Below are 15,929 nucleotides of genomic sequence, written 5' to 3'. Positions count from 1 at the left end.
GGGACCGGGCAGAATTGGGTTGGAGAAGTTAGCCCCGCACCGTTGCCCTGTCCTAGTAGTGGCGCTGGAGACAGCCGGGGCTGAAAGCGACCAGTGAAGGGTTTGGCAAGTGAGCTAGATGATCCTGTTCGCCATCACAAAGACCCTGAAGGAATAGCGAATGAATCTTGCCAGCATGGAAATCAAGGACCTGCTGAAGCTCCAGTCCGATGTCATCGACGAGCTCAAAAACCGCGGAATTCTCAGAACCAAGAACAACCCTACCGGCGACTATGCCGAATGGCTGGTTGCTTCGGCTCTATCGATGAAGCTTGCCAAAAACTCGTCAGCGGGTCATGACGCAGAGACGGATGCAGGCAAGAAGATACAGATCAAAGCGCGCCGGGTAACCGCAGACAACAAGTCCAGGCAGCTTGGCGTTATACGCAACTTGGACAAGAACGACTTCGACGAACTCGTGGCAGTAATTTTCAACGAATCATACGAGGTGGTCGAAGCTGTATCGATACCGCATTCAGTAATCAGGGAGTACAGCTCGTTCAGGCAGCATGTGAACGGCCATATCCTGCACATTCGCGGCGCGTTGCTGTCCGACAGCCGCATCCGCAATTTGCGGACGGAACTGAGCGACTACATCAACGATCTGCCGCTCCACATTGAAAGCGCCATGCGGGAAGACGGTTGATTGTTCACGCCCTGCTAATTTCGGCTGAGACAAAAAAGCCCAGCGCTAAGGCCGGGCTCTTTGGTGATGTTTGGCAAAGGCAAAATTGTCACGATGGGGAAAAGTTACAGCCAGCCGTGCATTTTGTCAATACGTTATAACGATGCGATTTCAAGCTACTTCTCGCATCACTGAAATCGCCCTCGCCACGGGCACCAATGCGTCTCTGTCGAGGTCGTTACAGGCAGCAAAGCAGGCCTCGATGAACCCCTCCCATTCCCGGGCCCAGGCCACGCTGCTCAACTCCAAACCCAGCATGCGCAGTAGCCACTCGCGGAAGCCCTCAGGCGTCGGGCTTGGATCAATCCCTTCGCTTTGTCCTCCCTGGTGCATACGGCGGTATCGGTAAAGCACGCCCAGTGCGACCAGGTGCGCCTTCTCGAACTTCTTGGCGTACATGCGCGGGCCAGCGGCATAGGCCACGTTGAACACCGCCTGGTGCGCGTCATCGGCATCGTCTGCCGTGGCCATCGGACTGTACATGTGGTTGCCGAACGCCTTCAGGTGGGCCGGGAGCGTGTCGATCGCCTGCTGGATGCGGCCGGCGATCGCCTGGTGAGCCTGGTGGCCGGCCTTCCGCTGCTTGTCGGTCTTCTGGATCATGCGGCCCAGCAGGCCCATCTCCTGCATCACCGCACCCTGGCTGTCCCGCGGGATGTAGAGAGCGTCATGCCACGCCTTCCTTGCGCTGCTCAGTTGCATGGGCCGCCCTCCTCGCGGTTGCGCTTAGCCTTGACGACCATCCCCAGGACGATGGAATAGCCACCGAAGACTGCCATGGCCAGAAGCAGCAGCTGGCCGCTGTCGATTGGTGTCCAGTTCATGCTGCTGCCCTCCGTAGGTCTTTGAGTTTTTGCCTGTAGGTGGCCTTGATGGCCTGCAGGCCTTCGATGGTCAGGCGCTGGGGCTTATGAGGCCCTTCGAGCCAGTCCACCTGGTCGGCGCCGATGCGCTTCACCAGCCGGATCCGGTACTCGACAGCGTTACCCGACAGGTTTCGGTTGCACTTCACGCATTGCCGGTGGACGTTCAGCGGCTCGAAACGCAGCTCTGGGCAGGCAGCCACCGACCGGTAATGACCGGCGTCCCAGCGGCTCCCGGTGATGAGGTCGTGATCGCTTGGCCGCGAATCGCAGCTGATGCACGCCAGGCCGGCGTCGCGCTCGCGGATGTACGCGTTGAATGCGGTCTGCGCCTCGGCCATGTGCTCGCGACGGGTCTTCAGCTTCTCCCGGCGCTCCTGGGTGTCCTTGCGGTTCTGCTGGGTGATGGCTTTGGCAGCCACCTTCTGCACCTTCGAATCCTTCGACATGGCCAGCGCACAGGCGATGCTGCAAACCTTCTGCGTGGTCCTGGCAGGCTTGAAGCGCTGACCGCAACCTCGTGCCTGGCACTTTTTCGGCTTGATCTCCCTGGCAAGCATCAGTACCGCCCTCCCCACCGATCAGGCTCGGTCCAGCGCACGCCATGCTCGGCGCCGAAGGCATGCATCACTTCGAACAAATCGCTGAACCACTTTTGCGACTGCTTTCGGGTCGGGACGCCCAGCACGACGAAGCCGCCATCGATCCCGGGTACCGCGTCCTGCTTCTGCACCGCCGCACTGAAAATGTGCTTCCAGTCCTCGTCGGTGAGCTTGCGGCCGTACCACTCCACCTGCTGGGAGACGTCGCGGAGCATGGCCCACATCTTCCGGTTGCAGACGTCGGGGCGCTTCTCGTCCTTGATCACGATGACCTTGGGCTTGGTCAGGTCGATCCCGTGCAGGGCGCCGTATACCCGGTTGAGGTCCTGGGTGCAGCGGATGGCGTACTCGGTCATCACACACCCTCCTTGCCGCGGTGCGATTCCCATTCGAACGGGACCACGATCATTCCGCCCTCGCGCAGGCGGTCGACGCAGCGCTCACCCATGGCCATCGGGAGCTGGCTGCCGTCCAGGTTGGAGATCACCACGGTTGGCTTAACCTGCTCGTAGCGGCCATTGATGATCGCGAACAGGGTCGTCAGTTCGAAGTCGCTGGGCTGCTCCTTGCTCACGCCTACCTCGTCCAGCACCAACAGGGATGGCTCGATCAGGCTGGCCAGAATGCTGGCCTCAGTTGCCTCAGTGGAGCGGTCGTAGGTGGCACGGATGGCTTGCAGGATCGAGCCGACAGTGCGGTACACAGCCGAATGCGACGTGCTGCGCATCAGGTCGTTGGCCATGCCGGCGCCCAGGTGGGTCTTGCCGGTACCAGGCTTGCCCAGCAGGACCATGCACCGGCCGGTCTCGGCGATCTGGTCGAAGGTCTTCACGTAGTGGCGGCAGAAGCGCAGCGCCTCGGCCTGGCCCTTCTGCTCGGCCTTGTAGTTCGCCAGCGAGCGGTCGGCAAAGCGTTTCGGAATCAGCGAGTCACCCAGCTTGCGGGAGATCGCCAGGCGCACGTACAGGGCCTGCTCAGCATCTGCGCGCGCCTCGCGCTCCTTCTTGGCGATGCGAGCGCATTCAGGGCAGTGGCTGCGCAGAGCCTTGCCCAGCAGGATGGTGACCTTCTGCTCGAAGGCGCCGTGCTTCTCGCACTCGGCTGGCTGGATGCGGGCAACGACCGCGCCTTGATCGATCTGGACGACTTTTTCAGAGCGCATAGCTGCCGTCCTCCCGTTGCTTCAGGCCTGCGGTGTAGTCGCGATCAGCAAAGCCGTGGTGGCGGCTGGTGGGCAGATGGTGGACGTTGTCAGCAGGAACCTCGACCTCGTCCTCCCAGCGCTTCCCGTTGAGCCAGGTGGCTGCATGCGGGATGAACTGGCCGCTGTCCTTGGTCCAGCCGGGCAACTGTCGGTGCTTGGCCAGGGCGGTGACGATGGTGTCGAACAGGTCCGCAGTGAGCTTGAGCTTTGCCCAGGCCTTCTCGGCCTTGTCCTTCCCAACCTTGCGCGGATACAGCTTCCAGAACCGCGCGAACAGCTCGGCGGAATCGACCGGCGCGGGCGACGGGTTGAGGGAATCAGGAATCAGGAATCCGGAATCAAGAGAGAGGGAATCAGCAGGGAAAGAACTGTGCGAGTCTGGTGCTTGCACGGTGCTTTCCTCATGCTTTCCCTGGCATGCGTCTAATACGGGCATTTCAGGGACGGTGCTTTTGGCCTCCTTGACGTGCGGGTTCTGGTGCTTCGACCAATTGATGACCTGAATGGCCTTCACGTCGCCAACGGTGTAACGCTTGATGAACCCCAAATGATCCAGGTCATCGAGCATGCGATCGATGTCCACGTTGTCAGCGGGGAACAGGGCCATCTTCAGGCGCCGGGGACGATCCTCGAGGCGCCCTTCCCTGTCAGCCTCGGTCCAGAGGCCGATGAACAGTAGGCGTGTAGCAAAATCGAGCTCTGCCAGGTGTTCGTTCGAGAAGAACCCTGGCTTGATGTTTCTTGAGCGGGCCATCATTCGACCTCCAGGTTGTACTGCGCCCACAGGCCAGCCACCCAGGTGACGCCCTTGGGGGTGAACTTGGCTTGATTGAAGGCGTGACCGCTTTCGCTGGTACCGGTCTTGATGTCGAAACGGCCAGCATCGATATGTTGCTGGTAGGCCTGCCACTCGCCGCCCATGCGGTACATGATCTTCTTGTCGAGCAAGAACTCGCGGAAGCGGGCCTCATTGGCCCTCAGCAGCTTGGCTGTTTGGCGGAAGCCTTTGAGGCCGGTCGAGTCTACGTACTTGTCGACAAACTCCACCTTAGGTGCAGCGATGGCCAGGGCCTGCTGGGCGACCTGGCGTTGCTCATACTGCTCAGCCCAGGCCCGGGCCGCGGCGGCAGGATTGGAGAAATCGGGCAAGGTTGCGATCACCCTACCAGCGCCCTCCTCCAGCTCGCACCAACGCTTGATTACCGCCATGCGCATCGCGGCGCTGTAGCCAGTCAGTAGGCAGTCGGTGTGCTCACGATCCAGCAGGTACTCAGTCTGCTGGCGGTTCATGCTGTCCAGGTAGATGCGCGCAAAACTGCTCACATCTTCGTGAAGGTCATCAGCCATTACCTGGATGTCGCGCTTCACGTCCGGATGACGCTTGCCGGTCAGCTCCGCGATCTCGCGGGATGACATCGTGCGCGCCACGGAATCGTGGTTCGCATTTTGTGGCGCGACCCTTGAGAGGGCCTGTACACTTTGGGTCTGCATATGCATAATTCACCTCAGAGTTTTGTGTTGCAGAGAGCCGGGCCGCTATCCCGGCTTTTTTGTGCCTGTAATTCAGAGAGGGCCTCTGCCCTACCCTGAAGAGTCCCTCTCTGAGGCCCTTTTTAGGGGCACCAGCTGTAGCACCTTGGCTTTCCTCCGCCCGGCGGCGGATGTAGCTCCAGCCGAGACGGCTTCCAATGCCATCTCGTTCAGCGCTGTTTCGAGGGTCCATTCATTGGCCCTCATCAGGGCCTCGATCCGTCGTCTGGCGCCAGGCGACAACTTGCTCATTTCAAAAAACATTCGGCCCTCCAAAGGGGCCTCAGCCCGCGATATCTTGTTTCTTGGGCTGCATCAGCTCCTCGATCACGCCGTTTTCGACGGCCCACTCGATGATTTCGTACAGATACGTGGCGTGCTGCATGCGGGTTCTGCTCGCAGCCTTCCGAAGGATTCGGTCAAGGACTGGCTCGAAACGAACCTTGACCGGAATGTCGCGCTTCTGGCTGGGGTCTGTGTACATGCTTGGGTAGCTCCTTGCGGCTATGGAATTGGTTACGCAGCGCCCTTGAGCGCTTTACGTGCAAACGGAATCAGGTCGGGACGCAGCCCGGCGATGGTGATTTCGCCGTTTGAGGCGTCCTGAAGTCGTTCGGCGAGTTCGGTGGAGGCCTTCCGATGACCACCTGCGAGCTGCCACAGATGGCCGACGGTGGTCCTCGCTTCAGCAGCTACCTGCTGGCGTCGTTCATTTGTGGCCCTGCCCAACCAATCACGGAGGTGATCATTCATGTGGGTTCTCCTTACATATAGGGCGAAATTTAGCTTATGGCTAATATTCAGGCAAGGAGAATTTAGCTTTGCGCACATTTAGCACCGAGCTAAACACTGGCATTCTTCGCGTCATGGATATCTATGAGATTCGCAAGCACAACCTGGTCAAGCTGATCGGCAGCCAGAGAAAGGGATCCTGCGCTGAGCGTTGGGGGATGGCGCCTGCGCACCTTAGCCAGATCCTTTCGGACAAGACGGCGAAGAACCTGGGCGATGACGTTGCCCGGAGAATCGAGGAGGTCGAGGGGTTGCCGCGGGGTTGGTTTGATTCGATTCCAGCGAGCGACGATCTCCAGCCACAAGTCGAAGCTGTGGACAGCAAGCTTTCAGCTGCCGAGCTGGTTAAACAGATGCTGGCCAAAAGCGGAAAAGGCATTCCTGAGGAAACGCGCCAAAGGCTTCTAGCTGCCGCGGAAGAACCTGCTACTACAGCCGAAGCAGGCGAAAGCGGTGTAGTGAAAGCCGACTTCGATCGGCCGGGACTGGTTGGGGATGAGGTGTGGATCGCTCACTACGACGTCAGGGCGGCAATGGGCGGGGGTCAGAACGCCCACGACTTCCCTGAGCTACTCAAGGACGTCCGAATCAGCCCGAGCCATCTCCGCGAGTTAGGCGTTGAGTTCGAAGAGCACTACCACCTGAAGGTGGTTACCGGCTGGGGCCAGTCTATGGAGCCCACGATCAAGCACCGCGACCCGCTGATCGTGAACATCAACGTCCGCGAGTTCGTGGGCGATGGGATCTACCTCTTCTACTGGGATGACCACATCTACATCAAGCGCCTGCAGGTAGCTGATGAAGACCATTTTGAGATGATCTCGGATAACACCAGGCACAAGGACCGGCTGATCCGCCGGGATATGACATACATCCAAGCCAGGGTGCTGCTGGTGTGGAACGCGCATTTGGTTTAGCCAAGCATCTACAACGCTTTCACAGGCTCATCATTTTTTAACGTGATCGGCCTTATAGCTACACGGTGTGGAGTAAGAAATGACCGATGAACAGATCACTGAACAAACGGCCGAAACGAAACAGCTAGCGCGGCTAAGAGCAGTCACATTTGATGAGCTCGATGCCTTCTACGCTGAAATGGGAACTGAACATCCGTGTGATAATTGTGGGTCTAATGAATGGACTCATATCGGCGATGGCGAAGGACCAGTATCGCTCCGCCTTCCCGCATTCAACAGGGATACTGCCTTCGCCTTAGCCTTTGCTATCCATTGCAACAAGTGTGGAAACATGCGGCTCACCATCGGCAGCACGCTTTTAGATTGGCTTCAGAACAAGGATCATCAATGAGCGGCGGAGATCGAAAGCCCTCCCTTTTCGGCATTAACGGCGGAAAAAATGGGAATCGCGGCGATGGAAGCTACACTGGCGGGGGAGAACCACCTGGAGGAGATCACTTGGACGCCCGCGTTGCAGCACTGGAAAAAGCAATTCCTGACTTACGGGAGAGGCTTGTTCGTATTGAGATGCGACTCGACTCCATAGAGTCGTCCATGGCAACGAAAACGGACCTAGCCGCAATCGCTACCAAAGACGACCTCAACGGGTTTGTCCGTGCGAGTAGCAAGGACATTCAGGATCTGGCGGTAGCATTTCAGAAATCGCTCAACGATCAGACATGGAAATTCATCGGTGTTGCTGCCGCGTTAGCTGGCTTGGCTTTCACTGCAGCAAAATTTGTCGGTCACTAACCAGCATTAAGTGTGAGGCCCGCAGCAAAGCGGGCTTTTTATGCCTGTCAGAAAGGCGCCTCCTCTTCCAGTTTCTCCGCTTCGCAATCCTTATCCACAATCAGGTCGTCTCGATCGTCGGCGCTCTGCGGCTCCCACCGAACCGTCACGCTTTCGTCGTCGTTGAAAGTCAGGTCCAGCTCTGGCGTTTCGGCCAGCAATCCCATCACCTCCTCCCACTCTGCTTCGCCATCCGTGTCTAAGCGATGGATCGTAACCCAGCGCTGCATCTGCGCGATCGGATGATTGATCATCGACGAAACGCGCAGCCCTAGGCGCTCTAGACCGGTCATTTCATGACGCTGATTGGATGCGACTTTGTTCCGCTTTTCCATGGCTCCCTCCTAGAATGCTGTATATTCGTACAGTGATTTGGGAAGCATATCTCAGTGCTAAATCTCGCGTAAAGCCCTGCCTCTGAAAATTTTCGCTCTGCGGTAATTTGTCGCCCAGCGAAAATAATTTAGCTCACAGCTATTGACGCAGCTTTAGCGCTTGGCTAAATTTCATTTCAAGCAGTCACTCACCTGGGACTGCAGAGGCCCTCAAAGGCCACCGCTCTTTAACAACCAGCGCAACAACCAACAGACCGCATTGCCTCTACCGGCGACCGGCGCCAGACAGCCCCGAAAGGCTGCCCACGACAGGGATCACCCTGTACGGCTGACGAAGGTGAAACGCCCTAACTGAGAGAACGACCCGGGCATGCAATGCGCCCCGCCATCCCGGCGGTAATGGGACAGAACGATTCACTGAAGCACCTGGGCGACCGGGTGCTTTGGGAATCAACTCTGGAGGAAGCCATGTACGCAACTGACGATGAGATGAAGATCCGAAAATTCGGGCGCGTGAGCATCACCAAGGAAGGCATCAGCGTTGAGGGTTTCGACGTGAAAGGCGCGATGTGCCGTGACGTGGCTGTGATGGCCGCCGCCTGGGCTATCGGCGAACTTCAGCGCGAGATGCTCAAGACCATCGCAAAGCCTGGCGGCGGAAAAATCAGCGTCGATTGAATCCTGCTGCATCCCCTTCCCTTCACATCGACCGCATTGGCAGGCGCCAGGCCACCTTCACGGTGGGTTTGGTCACCCGCGCCTGGCTCCTGACCAATGCGGCCGCACAACCCAACAGGAGGACGCCATGGGCGCACTTCGAGCAGCACAATGGCGGTATGACTATGCCGAGCCTGACGATGATTCTGCGTATCAGGCAGCGGCTCAGAACTGGATCGAGAGCAACGCCGAGGCCCTGGTGGGCGGCTGCGACGTTCTGATCCCGCAGCGCTTCGGCGGCCCGGTTGGGGTTCGCCAGGATGAGTTCGTGGCCAAGGTCGCCGAGCACCTGCGGTCGCTGCAGGAAGCCGAGCAGGACGACATCACCGCCCTCGCCCTCCTCCTGCTCCAGGCGAAGGCCGGCGGACCGGTGAAAAGCATGGTCGAGGACATCGTCGGTACGAGCGATCACGTCAACGGCAAGCTGTACGAGATAGCCGAGGGCATGCTCGACCAGTACGTCGAGCAGGGCCTGAGGCATGAGGCTGACGAGGCCGGTCTATGAGCCCGCATGTCCTGCTCGACAACGAGCTGGATGCCTTGGCCGATCCATCCACTCCGGTGAGCTGGTCCGTGATGATCCAGAAGCAGCTCACCGAAATGATGGCCGACCAGCGCATCACCATCGAAGAGTTCAACCACTACTGCGGGCGCCTCAACAAGATCGTTGGTGGGCGCAAGGAGGTTGCATGAGCACTGCACCGGTTAAGTCCCTGATCGACGAGCAGCTTGAGCAGATCGAGCGCAGCCTGGCCATCATCGGCGCAGGGCTACCGCGCGAGGTTCCTGTCTCTTCCCTGCCGCCCAAGCTCGTAGCCGCCATCAAGGCCGGGCGCATCGCTGTGAGGCCTCGGCCATGACCGGCTACCAGCGCGCCCGCCGCATCGCTACCTGGCGCGGCTCGTTCATCGCCCTCACCTTCTGCACCGGCTGGCTCCTCCTAAGCGCCCTGGCCGGCACCATCACTTCCTGAATTCACACCCGAGCACGGCGGGCCTTCGGGATAACCGTACCCCTTCGGGAGCGTAAGCGGCGAGAGCGCGCAACCATCCACCGCAGCCAGGGCCTGGGCAATACCTCCAGTCCTGGGTGACCTGGCATTTCCCCTACTCCACTGACGGCGCCGGCCTGGCGCGAGGTTTTCCAATGTCCACTACCAACTTGCGCATCTGGGAGAAGGTCCAGACGACCGACACCCGATTCACCAAGGACGCCAAGGTCGGCGGCCAGCAGATCACCAGCCTGAACGGCACCGCCATGATTATGAAGGCCACCGAGGTATTCGGGCCGGCCGGTATCGGCTTTGGCTGGAATGTGGTCGAGGAGCGCTTTGACAAGGGCGCCGAGATGTTCAGCGGTGAAGGCGACAAGCGCGTCAGCCTGGGCCACGAGCTCAACCACACCATCAAGATCAACTTCTGGTTTGTGCTCGATGGCCAGCGCGGCGAGATCGAGCAGTACGGGTGCACCCAATACCTCTACAAGTCGAAGTACGGCACCACCACCGACGGCGAGGCGCCGAAGAAGTCGCTGACCGACGCCATCAAGAAGGCCCTTTCCATGCTCGGCTTCAGCGCTGACGTGTTCCTGGGCATGTTCGACGACGTGAACTACGTCCAGCAGCTCCAAGCTGACCAGGCGATCGAGCAGGCAGAGGACCGGCAGGCAGAGATCGATCGGCAGCAGCAGGAGCGCCTGGACTTCATCAAGGACACGATCGAGACCATGCAGAAGGCCGTTACGCCGCATGAGCGCAAGAAGATCCACGACCACGCGGTGCGCAAGCTCATTGGCCGCAAGGATGAGAAAGGCGCGGCGCGGATCTCGCTCGAGCTGAAGAACCTCGAGTCGGGCAAACCTCAGGAGGCAGCAGCATGACCCAACTCTACGCGCTCACCGGGCAAATGGCCGAACTGGCCGCCATGTGCGACACCGATGATGAAGGCCTGAAGCAGGCAATTCAGGACACCATGGCTGGCATCCAGGGTGAGTTCGATGTGAAGGCCGACAACATCGTCATGCTGCGGCGAAACATTGAGGGCGACATCGGCGCCATCGACGCCGAGATCGATCGCCTGAGCGAGCTCAAGCGCATCAAGACCAACAGCGTCACGGCGATCACTGACTACCTGCGTCGGAACATGGACGCCGCCAACATCAAGTCGATCAAGCGTCCTCTGTTCACCATCAGCCTGGTCACCGGTAAGGAAAAGGTGATCGTCGACAACGAGCAGGCGGTACCGGATGAGCTGACTTCGGTGGTGACCAAGATCGCTCCGGACAAGAACGCTATCGCCGCCAAGCTCAAGGCCAACCGCGAGCACAACGACGCCGTCCGCAAGCGCATGGCCGCTGGCGAAGGCTGCGAACACGAACTGAGACCCGAGCCAGCCTGGGCGCACCTGGAGCGCGGCGAGAGCTCGATTCGCATCAAGTGAGGTGAGCATGAACCAATCCATTGACCTTGAGGCCGCAAAAGCGGCCTTCCTTGCCTCTGGAGGCAGCATCATCGTGCTCGACGATTTCCAGTACGTGCCGCACCGCCCGCACCGCGACATCGAGCAAGTTCGAGCCGTGCAGCCAGAGCCGATCAGTCAGAAGGCACAGAAGCGCCAAGAGCAGCTGGCCGAGCTGCGCAAGCTGGCCAAGACCATGACCTATGCCGAAGCCATGGAGCACACAGGCCTGGCCCAGACCACGCTGTACCGGGCGGCTATGGAAGGCTGCTTCTGCTTCAGGCCCGATCCCAAGCGCGGTCGCGGGGAGAAGAACAGGGCCTATGCAGACCCCGAAGCGGACAAGGCCCTGGCCGCCAAGATCACCCAGTTGCGCGATGCTGGACTGAACAGGCACGAAGCCAAGACAAAGCTGGGCATCTCCGATCGCAAGTTCTGCCGGGTCATCCACCTCTTCGGCGTCGACTATCCCAAGGTTGAGGGCAAGCGATGCGACGGTCCGGTCTAAAAAATCAGGTCCGCCAGCGCCGCCGGCAAGACCAGTTCCACCTGCCGCCCAGCGGCCTCACGGAGCACCGAAATGCAGAAAGCACCCTCTGGAATCGTAACCCTGCCGGCCTGGATGAATCGGCCGGTCAAGAAGCTGTACAACACCCGCAGCGGCGGCCAGTACCGTGCTGATGAGGTCGCGCTGGCCTTCGCGCTGAGCCTGCGCTTTCACGACAGCGCTGATCATCTGCGCAGGCTGGCACGGCGCCTGGTTGACAAGGTATGCCTGGAGCACCAGCCGAACATGAAGCGCCTGGCCCGCGAGCCGGACGACGCAAAGGTGTTCGACGCGGCGCTCAAGATCATCAACCGGGTCTGCGACCTGCTGGAGTACGCCCCGGGCACCGCGTTCGTGCGAAATGGAGGCGCTGATGGCCCTGACGCAGCAGCAGCGTGACGAGCGCCGGCGCGCCAAGTCCGCGAGGGTGCAGGAAGAGGAGCTGCGCTTGAGGGTTCGACCAGGGACCAAACAGGCCCTTCTGGAGCTGATGGAATGGGCTGGAATCGAGGAACAGGGTGAGGCGATGACGCTGATGATTCATCACCTGCATGGGCTGGGCCCGGGCGGCGCACTGCCGCTTCTGGAGCCTCCGCGCCACGAGATCACGGTGTCACCGGCTGTGGCGCGGAAGCTTGAAGCTGCTTTCCGCCGTGCGGAATTAACTACCGCACAGAACGACTCATAGCTTAGAAGGTGAGACCGGCGTCATACACCTTATGCAATTTGGTTGCGTGCGCGATTGCTTCATCCAATGTTAGGAATACCGAGGAGACAGTGCCATCCGGACTGACCACGGTAAAACCTACAACATCTCCCTTCTCGTCCAGTTCCTCAAAGATCCGAAAATCTCCAACCCGCTTCACGACATTTCCGCGCATTCAAAACTCCTCATCACCCGCAAAGCTGCGGGTTGAGCTTAATACCCCATCCCAAACCAAATTGCCACCATGCCGCATCCGGCCACGGAGGGCGGCGCATGCATGGAGAGAGCCATGATCGAAGCGACTCAAAAGCAGCTCGGCCTGCTCTGGCACACCCTGGGCCTGAGCGCCGAGCGATCAGACCGCCGCAGCATCAGCCGCAACTACTTCCTCACCAGCCCAGGCTACGACGACTCCAACAACCTGGACGTTCTGGTAGCCGCCGGCCTGATGACCCGCGGGAAGGCCCCGGCCTTCTGCTCCGAGGACGAGGTGGTGTACCGCGCCACGGACGAGGGCAAGCAGTTCGCTTTGGACAGGCTGCCGCCGCCCCCTCCGCCGGCCAAGCGCACCAAGTTCGATGCCTACCTAGAAGAGTGCGAGTGCTACGACGGCTTCGCTCACTTCCTCGGAATCAACATGCCGCAGTACCAGCAGCGCGGCGAGTGGGGTGCACGAGAGTACCGGATGGTGCGCTACCCCCGTGGTAGCGTGTATCGCCAATATCGACGTCACTACAACTCCGCGAGCTGGTCGCCATACGAGACGCTCGAAGTCGTCGGCGAGTGGGCTCCGACCCTGAAGGAAGCCAAGGCAAGCTACAAGGCCGCACTCAAGCAGTTCCGCGCCCGAACCAAGTTTCCGGCAAACGACTTCGAGCGTCTCTACTCCGCCTGACCCTCCGCCGTGGCACGCATGCCACCTTGGTCACAGCAGCTTTGTAAGGACCTGTAGAGAAACTGAGGCAGCAGCCGCGAAGGCAGCGATGCTATTCCACCAAGCCTGTTTGCGTAAGGTAGGAATCAAGTCGCCACCGTTGAATACGGTGCCGCCCATGTACTCACCATCCGGCATGCCCTTCAGTTCCTCAGGCGGGTCTGTCCTCACAACGGCAGCCCTAATCCAGCAACCCGCAGATAAAATTCCAGCGGCGATGGACCCACATTCCACGATTGCGGCCAAGTTCATAGAACGCTCCTTCTCTGAAGCGCCAGCAATACCCCACTTCCACAAATCACGCCACCACGGCGCTGCCCGCCAGCGCCTTCCCCTACTCAACGACAGGGTCGGCGCGCAGGCCTTTCCGGTAGCGGGCAATCGCGATGATCTGGCGCAGGCAGATGACCACCTCTTTCTTCACCTGGTCATCCGGCAGCCCGATCTTCTTCAACATCGCCTTTGCCTCTTCCTCAATCGAGGCAAGAGCTTCGGTATCGCTTTTCAGTGTCATGGCGACCTCCACCAGGTCGAGTCAGACATGAATTGATAGCCCAGCAGAACAATGCGCGCCAACTGCGGCGCCTTCCCCTCTTCAACGATAACGCCTCCCCGACTATGGCAAGCTGAAATGCTCGCCAAACTCGCGGGCGTCCTCGCCAGGCGTATCCGCCTTCACTATCGCAGTGAAGCTTCCAGTGAAACGCCGCCGGAGCTCTTTCGGCATCTCATAGGCGAAATGGACAAGCCAAGATCCATCTCCCAACAGCAACGATTCGCGTCGATACCGCTCCACTTGCTCTTCTTCAATCCCGACTTCGATTGCTACTTGCTGATTGCTTGGCTCGATATCCATCGCCATCTCCTGTGCGGTGCTGAGCGACCTCATGTCATTGCTAAGCGATAGCACAGAGCCATCACAAATACCAACTTTCACGCCTCCCCGGCGAGGGCGGCGCCTGCAATGGAGATTGCCATGAACCCCTATCAGATCACTGGACCGGCGCAGATCGGCGTCAGTGGTGGTCGCACCAGCGGGCACATGCTCTGGAAAATCCTCGAAGCCCACGGCGGCAAGCTACCGGCAGAAGTGCACGCCTTCTTCCAGAACACCGGCAAGGAGCGCGAGGAGACGTTGGTCTTCATCGACGCCATGGCCAAGCACTGGGGGGTCAAAATCGTCTGGATGGAGTGGTGCCGGGTGTACGGGCAGCCGGACGACGCGCCCTGGTACAAGATCGTCGACTTCGAGACGGCCAGCCGCAACGGCGAGCCCTTCACCATGATGCTCGAGTACTACGAGGCCTACCGGAAGGTGGAGAAGAACCTGCCGGCGGTGCTGCCGAACTTCAGCAACAACATGTGCACCGCCTACCTCAAAGTGAAGATCGGCGAGAAGCACATGCGCGCCCTGGGCTACGAAGAGTGGGATTGCATTGTCGGCATCCGCTACGACGAGCCACGCCGCTACAGCCGGATGATGACCGCCAACGAACGCGGCAATGCCCGATGGGACAGCGTCTGCCCTTCCTACGTTGCCGGCATCATCAAGGAAGACGTGGCCGCATTCTGGCGCGACCAGCCTTTCGACCTGGGCATGGATTCGGACTACGGCAATTGCGACCTTTGCTGGAAGAAGAACGAGGCCAAGCTGATCAGGACCATCCAGGAAGACCCATCCAGGGTGATCTGGTGGTCTGGTACCGAAGAGCGGTTCTGCCAGGTATTCCGGCAGGACCGGCCCAATTACAGGTCGCTGGCCTGGTCAGCGGACCAGCGCGCAAGACAAACGGACTTCGACTTCGATTACTTGTCTGAAGATATCGATTGCTTTTGCGGGGACTAATGAACAAACCATCCAAAACCGAAGCTTCTACAAGCGCTTATCTTTCAAATATGCCTCTACGGCCGCACAAGCTCTTTCGAACTCCTGCCTGAAGTCATCACCCTTTTCATCAGGCGAAGCGTACATTATTTTCCTCCGAGCGCTTAGGATTTCACGGTACTGACTCCGGTCGTCTTCATCTTCTCTTGGGTCGGACGTGATTAAGGAGAGTTCCACGTATCGCGCAAACTCATGATGTAGCTTGAATAACGGCATATATAACTCAGTGAGCGTCTTATCCCATACCGCCTCACTATCTAACAAAGTGATATGGATCGGCTCACGAGCGGCGCGAAGTGCTTCGAGTCTACGTTGGTAGCCCTTTCGCATTTCAAGGTGGTTTTTCTCGGTAAAGGATAGCCCCGCAGCTTCATCCGCTGAAAGCTGGAATTCCCACCCAAGCATTCCAGATAGGCGGGCCTGCTCCATTGCATCCCGATATCGATAAAGCTCAATTAATGCTCTGCGCGAAAGCTCGTGATCAGACGTGCCCTTCAGCTGGCGGCGCCATGTTGCCAGGCCGGCAAATCCAATCCAGGCGGCCAACCCTACACCAATTGCGCTAACGATCGTTCCAATCACGCTGAACACGTCCTTCGTGAGCGCCCAGTCCCCGTCCGTGATCGCAAAGCAAATCGACATCATCGTCCCCCTCAGAAATTGGGAGCACTATAGCCGCGAGGTATCCCTATGCCCACAGCAATCAATATGTTCGCCGGGCTCGGCGGATGGAGCACCGGCGTGCGCGTCGCAGGCGTCCAAGTTCTTTGGGCGGCATACTCTTGCTCTTGGCCAGAGGTCGTGAAGTGACACGGAGCCAACGCGATCATGGCTATCAAAGAAAAGGCTGAAGCCGCCTGTTCCTCCGGTGCTGCCCGCCAGCTCT

Annotated in this window: 30 protein-coding genes; 15 read left to right on the top strand and 15 right to left on the bottom strand. The window is 59.4% G+C overall.

Translation table 11 applies throughout. The annotated features are described in order from the left end of the window. Nucleotides 1-160 precede the first annotated feature (160 nt). A complete protein-coding gene (locus tag ACIPZB_RS21880; RefSeq protein ID WP_400642601.1) occupies nucleotides 161-685 on the top strand; it encodes a DUF6998 domain-containing protein in 525 nt (174 codons plus the stop codon). A 150-nt stretch (nucleotides 686-835) separates the two neighbouring features. Here the strand turns inward: ACIPZB_RS21880 and ACIPZB_RS21875 are convergent, their stop codons facing one another. The 9 genes from ACIPZB_RS21875 to ACIPZB_RS21835 all read right to left on the bottom strand — a co-directional run bounded on the left by ACIPZB_RS21875 (nucleotide 836) and on the right by ACIPZB_RS21835 (nucleotide 5,676). Then, entirely contained in the window at nucleotides 836-1,426 is a 591-nt protein-coding gene (locus ACIPZB_RS21875) for a hypothetical protein (RefSeq protein WP_400642600.1), read from the bottom strand. Then, nucleotides 1,417-1,548, bottom strand: a complete 132-nt coding sequence (locus tag ACIPZB_RS21870; RefSeq protein ID WP_400642599.1) for a hypothetical protein — start codon at nucleotides 1,546-1,548, stop codon at nucleotides 1,417-1,419. Before ACIPZB_RS21870 ends, ACIPZB_RS21875 begins: the two co-directional genes overlap by 10 nt. Beyond that, on the bottom strand, nucleotides 1,545-2,147 hold the full coding sequence (locus ACIPZB_RS21865; RefSeq protein ID WP_400642598.1) for a recombination protein NinG: 603 nt from the start codon (nucleotides 2,145-2,147) through the stop codon (nucleotides 1,545-1,547). The genes ACIPZB_RS21870 and ACIPZB_RS21865 overlap by 4 nt, the downstream gene beginning before the upstream one ends. Next, entirely contained in the window at nucleotides 2,147-2,545 is a 399-nt protein-coding gene (locus tag ACIPZB_RS21860) for a recombination protein NinB (RefSeq protein ID WP_400642597.1), read from the bottom strand. The genes ACIPZB_RS21865 and ACIPZB_RS21860 overlap by 1 nt, the downstream gene beginning before the upstream one ends. After that, nucleotides 2,545-3,351: an ATP-binding protein gene (locus tag ACIPZB_RS21855; protein ID WP_400642596.1), complete on the bottom strand. Its 807-nt coding sequence runs from the start codon at nucleotides 3,349-3,351 to the stop codon at nucleotides 2,545-2,547. Before ACIPZB_RS21855 ends, ACIPZB_RS21860 begins: the two co-directional genes overlap by 1 nt. Continuing rightward, entirely contained in the window at nucleotides 3,341-4,147 is an 807-nt protein-coding gene (locus tag ACIPZB_RS21850; RefSeq protein ID WP_400642595.1) for a hypothetical protein, read from the bottom strand. Before ACIPZB_RS21850 ends, ACIPZB_RS21855 begins: the two co-directional genes overlap by 11 nt. Continuing rightward, the gene (locus tag ACIPZB_RS21845) at nucleotides 4,147-4,890 is read right to left on the bottom strand and encodes a phage antirepressor KilAC domain-containing protein (protein ID WP_400642594.1); all 744 of its coding nucleotides are present in this window, start codon (nucleotides 4,888-4,890) and stop codon (nucleotides 4,147-4,149) included. Before ACIPZB_RS21845 ends, ACIPZB_RS21850 begins: the two co-directional genes overlap by 1 nt. A gap of 316 nt (nucleotides 4,891-5,206) precedes the next feature. After that, entirely contained in the window at nucleotides 5,207-5,407 is a 201-nt protein-coding gene (locus tag ACIPZB_RS21840) for a hypothetical protein (protein WP_400642593.1), read from the bottom strand. A 32-nt stretch (nucleotides 5,408-5,439) separates the two neighbouring features. Beyond that, nucleotides 5,440-5,676: a hypothetical protein gene (locus ACIPZB_RS21835; RefSeq protein WP_400642592.1), complete on the bottom strand. Its 237-nt coding sequence runs from the start codon at nucleotides 5,674-5,676 to the stop codon at nucleotides 5,440-5,442. A 113-nt stretch (nucleotides 5,677-5,789) separates the two neighbouring features. On the opposite strand from ACIPZB_RS21835, the gene ACIPZB_RS21830 reads away from it, so the two are divergent. The 3 genes from ACIPZB_RS21830 (at nucleotide 5,790) to ACIPZB_RS21820 (ending at nucleotide 7,424) form a co-directional block, all read left to right on the top strand. After that, complete coding sequence (locus ACIPZB_RS21830; protein ID WP_400642639.1) at nucleotides 5,790-6,632, top strand: helix-turn-helix transcriptional regulator; 843 nt, start codon at nucleotides 5,790-5,792, stop codon at nucleotides 6,630-6,632. Between the two features lie 79 nt (nucleotides 6,633-6,711). Next, nucleotides 6,712-7,023 carry a hypothetical protein gene (locus tag ACIPZB_RS21825; RefSeq protein WP_400642591.1) on the top strand — a complete coding sequence of 104 codons (312 nt, stop codon included), beginning with the start codon at nucleotides 6,712-6,714 and terminating at the stop codon, nucleotides 7,021-7,023. Then, complete coding sequence (locus ACIPZB_RS21820) at nucleotides 7,020-7,424, top strand: hypothetical protein (protein ID WP_400642590.1); 405 nt, start codon at nucleotides 7,020-7,022, stop codon at nucleotides 7,422-7,424. Before ACIPZB_RS21825 ends, ACIPZB_RS21820 begins: the two co-directional genes overlap by 4 nt. Before the next feature lie 47 nt (nucleotides 7,425-7,471). On the opposite strand, the gene ACIPZB_RS21815 is transcribed toward ACIPZB_RS21820, so the two are convergent. Next, nucleotides 7,472-7,798: a DUF1654 domain-containing protein gene (locus ACIPZB_RS21815; RefSeq protein ID WP_400642589.1), complete on the bottom strand. Its 327-nt coding sequence runs from the start codon at nucleotides 7,796-7,798 to the stop codon at nucleotides 7,472-7,474. Between the two features lie 375 nt (nucleotides 7,799-8,173). On the opposite strand from ACIPZB_RS21815, the gene ACIPZB_RS21810 reads away from it, so the two are divergent. The 9 genes from ACIPZB_RS21810 to ACIPZB_RS21770 all read left to right on the top strand — a co-directional run bounded on the left by ACIPZB_RS21810 (nucleotide 8,174) and on the right by ACIPZB_RS21770 (nucleotide 12,206). Continuing rightward, nucleotides 8,174-8,476 (top strand): hypothetical protein, encoded by a 303-nt coding sequence (locus tag ACIPZB_RS21810; RefSeq protein ID WP_400642588.1) that lies wholly within the window; start codon nucleotides 8,174-8,176, stop codon nucleotides 8,474-8,476. Nucleotides 8,477-8,603: 127 nt separating this feature from the next. Beyond that, entirely contained in the window at nucleotides 8,604-9,020 is a 417-nt protein-coding gene (locus ACIPZB_RS21805; RefSeq protein ID WP_400642587.1) for a hypothetical protein, read from the top strand. Further along, entirely contained in the window at nucleotides 9,017-9,208 is a 192-nt protein-coding gene (locus tag ACIPZB_RS21800; protein ID WP_008100343.1) for a hypothetical protein, read from the top strand. The genes ACIPZB_RS21805 and ACIPZB_RS21800 overlap by 4 nt, the downstream gene beginning before the upstream one ends. Then, nucleotides 9,205-9,375 carry a hypothetical protein gene (locus ACIPZB_RS21795; protein ID WP_008100344.1) on the top strand — a complete coding sequence of 57 codons (171 nt, stop codon included), beginning with the start codon at nucleotides 9,205-9,207 and terminating at the stop codon, nucleotides 9,373-9,375. The genes ACIPZB_RS21800 and ACIPZB_RS21795 overlap by 4 nt, the downstream gene beginning before the upstream one ends. 286 nt (nucleotides 9,376-9,661) lie before the next feature. After that, the gene (locus ACIPZB_RS21790) at nucleotides 9,662-10,393 is read left to right on the top strand and encodes a hypothetical protein (protein ID WP_400642586.1); all 732 of its coding nucleotides are present in this window, start codon (nucleotides 9,662-9,664) and stop codon (nucleotides 10,391-10,393) included. Then, the gene (locus ACIPZB_RS21785) at nucleotides 10,390-10,953 is read left to right on the top strand and encodes a siphovirus Gp157 family protein (RefSeq protein WP_400642585.1); all 564 of its coding nucleotides are present in this window, start codon (nucleotides 10,390-10,392) and stop codon (nucleotides 10,951-10,953) included. Before ACIPZB_RS21790 ends, ACIPZB_RS21785 begins: the two co-directional genes overlap by 4 nt. A 7-nt stretch (nucleotides 10,954-10,960) precedes the next feature. Then, complete coding sequence (locus ACIPZB_RS21780; RefSeq protein WP_400642584.1) at nucleotides 10,961-11,479, top strand: hypothetical protein; 519 nt, start codon at nucleotides 10,961-10,963, stop codon at nucleotides 11,477-11,479. 72 nt (nucleotides 11,480-11,551) lie between these two features. After that, a complete protein-coding gene (locus ACIPZB_RS21775; RefSeq protein WP_400642583.1) occupies nucleotides 11,552-11,917 on the top strand; it encodes a hypothetical protein in 366 nt (121 codons plus the stop codon). Continuing rightward, a complete protein-coding gene (locus ACIPZB_RS21770) occupies nucleotides 11,892-12,206 on the top strand; it encodes a hypothetical protein (protein WP_400642582.1) in 315 nt (104 codons plus the stop codon). The genes ACIPZB_RS21775 and ACIPZB_RS21770 overlap by 26 nt, the downstream gene beginning before the upstream one ends. Before the next feature lies 1 nt (nucleotide 12,207). Here the strand turns inward: ACIPZB_RS21770 and ACIPZB_RS21765 are convergent, their stop codons facing one another. After that, complete coding sequence (locus ACIPZB_RS21765) at nucleotides 12,208-12,399, bottom strand: hypothetical protein (protein ID WP_400642581.1); 192 nt, start codon at nucleotides 12,397-12,399, stop codon at nucleotides 12,208-12,210. A 102-nt stretch (nucleotides 12,400-12,501) separates the two neighbouring features. On the opposite strand from ACIPZB_RS21765, the gene ACIPZB_RS21760 reads away from it, so the two are divergent. Continuing rightward, nucleotides 12,502-13,119, top strand: coding sequence for a hypothetical protein (locus tag ACIPZB_RS21760; protein ID WP_400642580.1), 618 nt, complete (start codon nucleotides 12,502-12,504; stop codon nucleotides 13,117-13,119). A gap of 30 nt (nucleotides 13,120-13,149) precedes the next feature. Here ACIPZB_RS21760 and ACIPZB_RS21755 read toward each other — a convergent pair whose 3' ends face one another. The 3 genes from ACIPZB_RS21755 to ACIPZB_RS21745 all read right to left on the bottom strand — a co-directional run bounded on the left by ACIPZB_RS21755 (nucleotide 13,150) and on the right by ACIPZB_RS21745 (nucleotide 14,014). Then, nucleotides 13,150-13,410 carry a hypothetical protein gene (locus tag ACIPZB_RS21755; RefSeq protein ID WP_400642579.1) on the bottom strand — a complete coding sequence of 87 codons (261 nt, stop codon included), beginning with the start codon at nucleotides 13,408-13,410 and terminating at the stop codon, nucleotides 13,150-13,152. A gap of 82 nt (nucleotides 13,411-13,492) precedes the next feature. Further along, nucleotides 13,493-13,672, bottom strand: coding sequence for a hypothetical protein (locus tag ACIPZB_RS21750; RefSeq protein ID WP_400642578.1), 180 nt, complete (start codon nucleotides 13,670-13,672; stop codon nucleotides 13,493-13,495). Between the two features lie 102 nt (nucleotides 13,673-13,774). Next, nucleotides 13,775-14,014: a hypothetical protein gene (locus ACIPZB_RS21745; RefSeq protein ID WP_400642577.1), complete on the bottom strand. Its 240-nt coding sequence runs from the start codon at nucleotides 14,012-14,014 to the stop codon at nucleotides 13,775-13,777. A 120-nt stretch (nucleotides 14,015-14,134) separates the two neighbouring features. Here ACIPZB_RS21745 and ACIPZB_RS21740 point away from each other — a divergent pair, with 120 nt between their 5' ends. Beyond that, nucleotides 14,135-15,004, top strand: coding sequence for a hypothetical protein (locus ACIPZB_RS21740; RefSeq protein WP_400642576.1), 870 nt, complete (start codon nucleotides 14,135-14,137; stop codon nucleotides 15,002-15,004). A gap of 27 nt (nucleotides 15,005-15,031) precedes the next feature. On the opposite strand, the gene ACIPZB_RS21735 is transcribed toward ACIPZB_RS21740, so the two are convergent. Continuing rightward, nucleotides 15,032-15,625 (bottom strand): hypothetical protein, encoded by a 594-nt coding sequence (locus tag ACIPZB_RS21735; protein ID WP_400642575.1) that lies wholly within the window; start codon nucleotides 15,623-15,625, stop codon nucleotides 15,032-15,034. Between the last annotated feature and the right edge of the window lie 304 nt (nucleotides 15,626-15,929).

Origin of the sequence: Pseudomonas sp. NPDC089396 (assembly GCF_044749545.1) — a bacterium.
In the GTDB taxonomy this organism is placed as follows: Bacteria; Pseudomonadota; Gammaproteobacteria; order Pseudomonadales; family Pseudomonadaceae; genus Aquipseudomonas.
The sequence above is the reverse complement of the archived record's forward strand: the minus strand, read 5'-3'. Positions and strand labels throughout refer to the sequence as shown.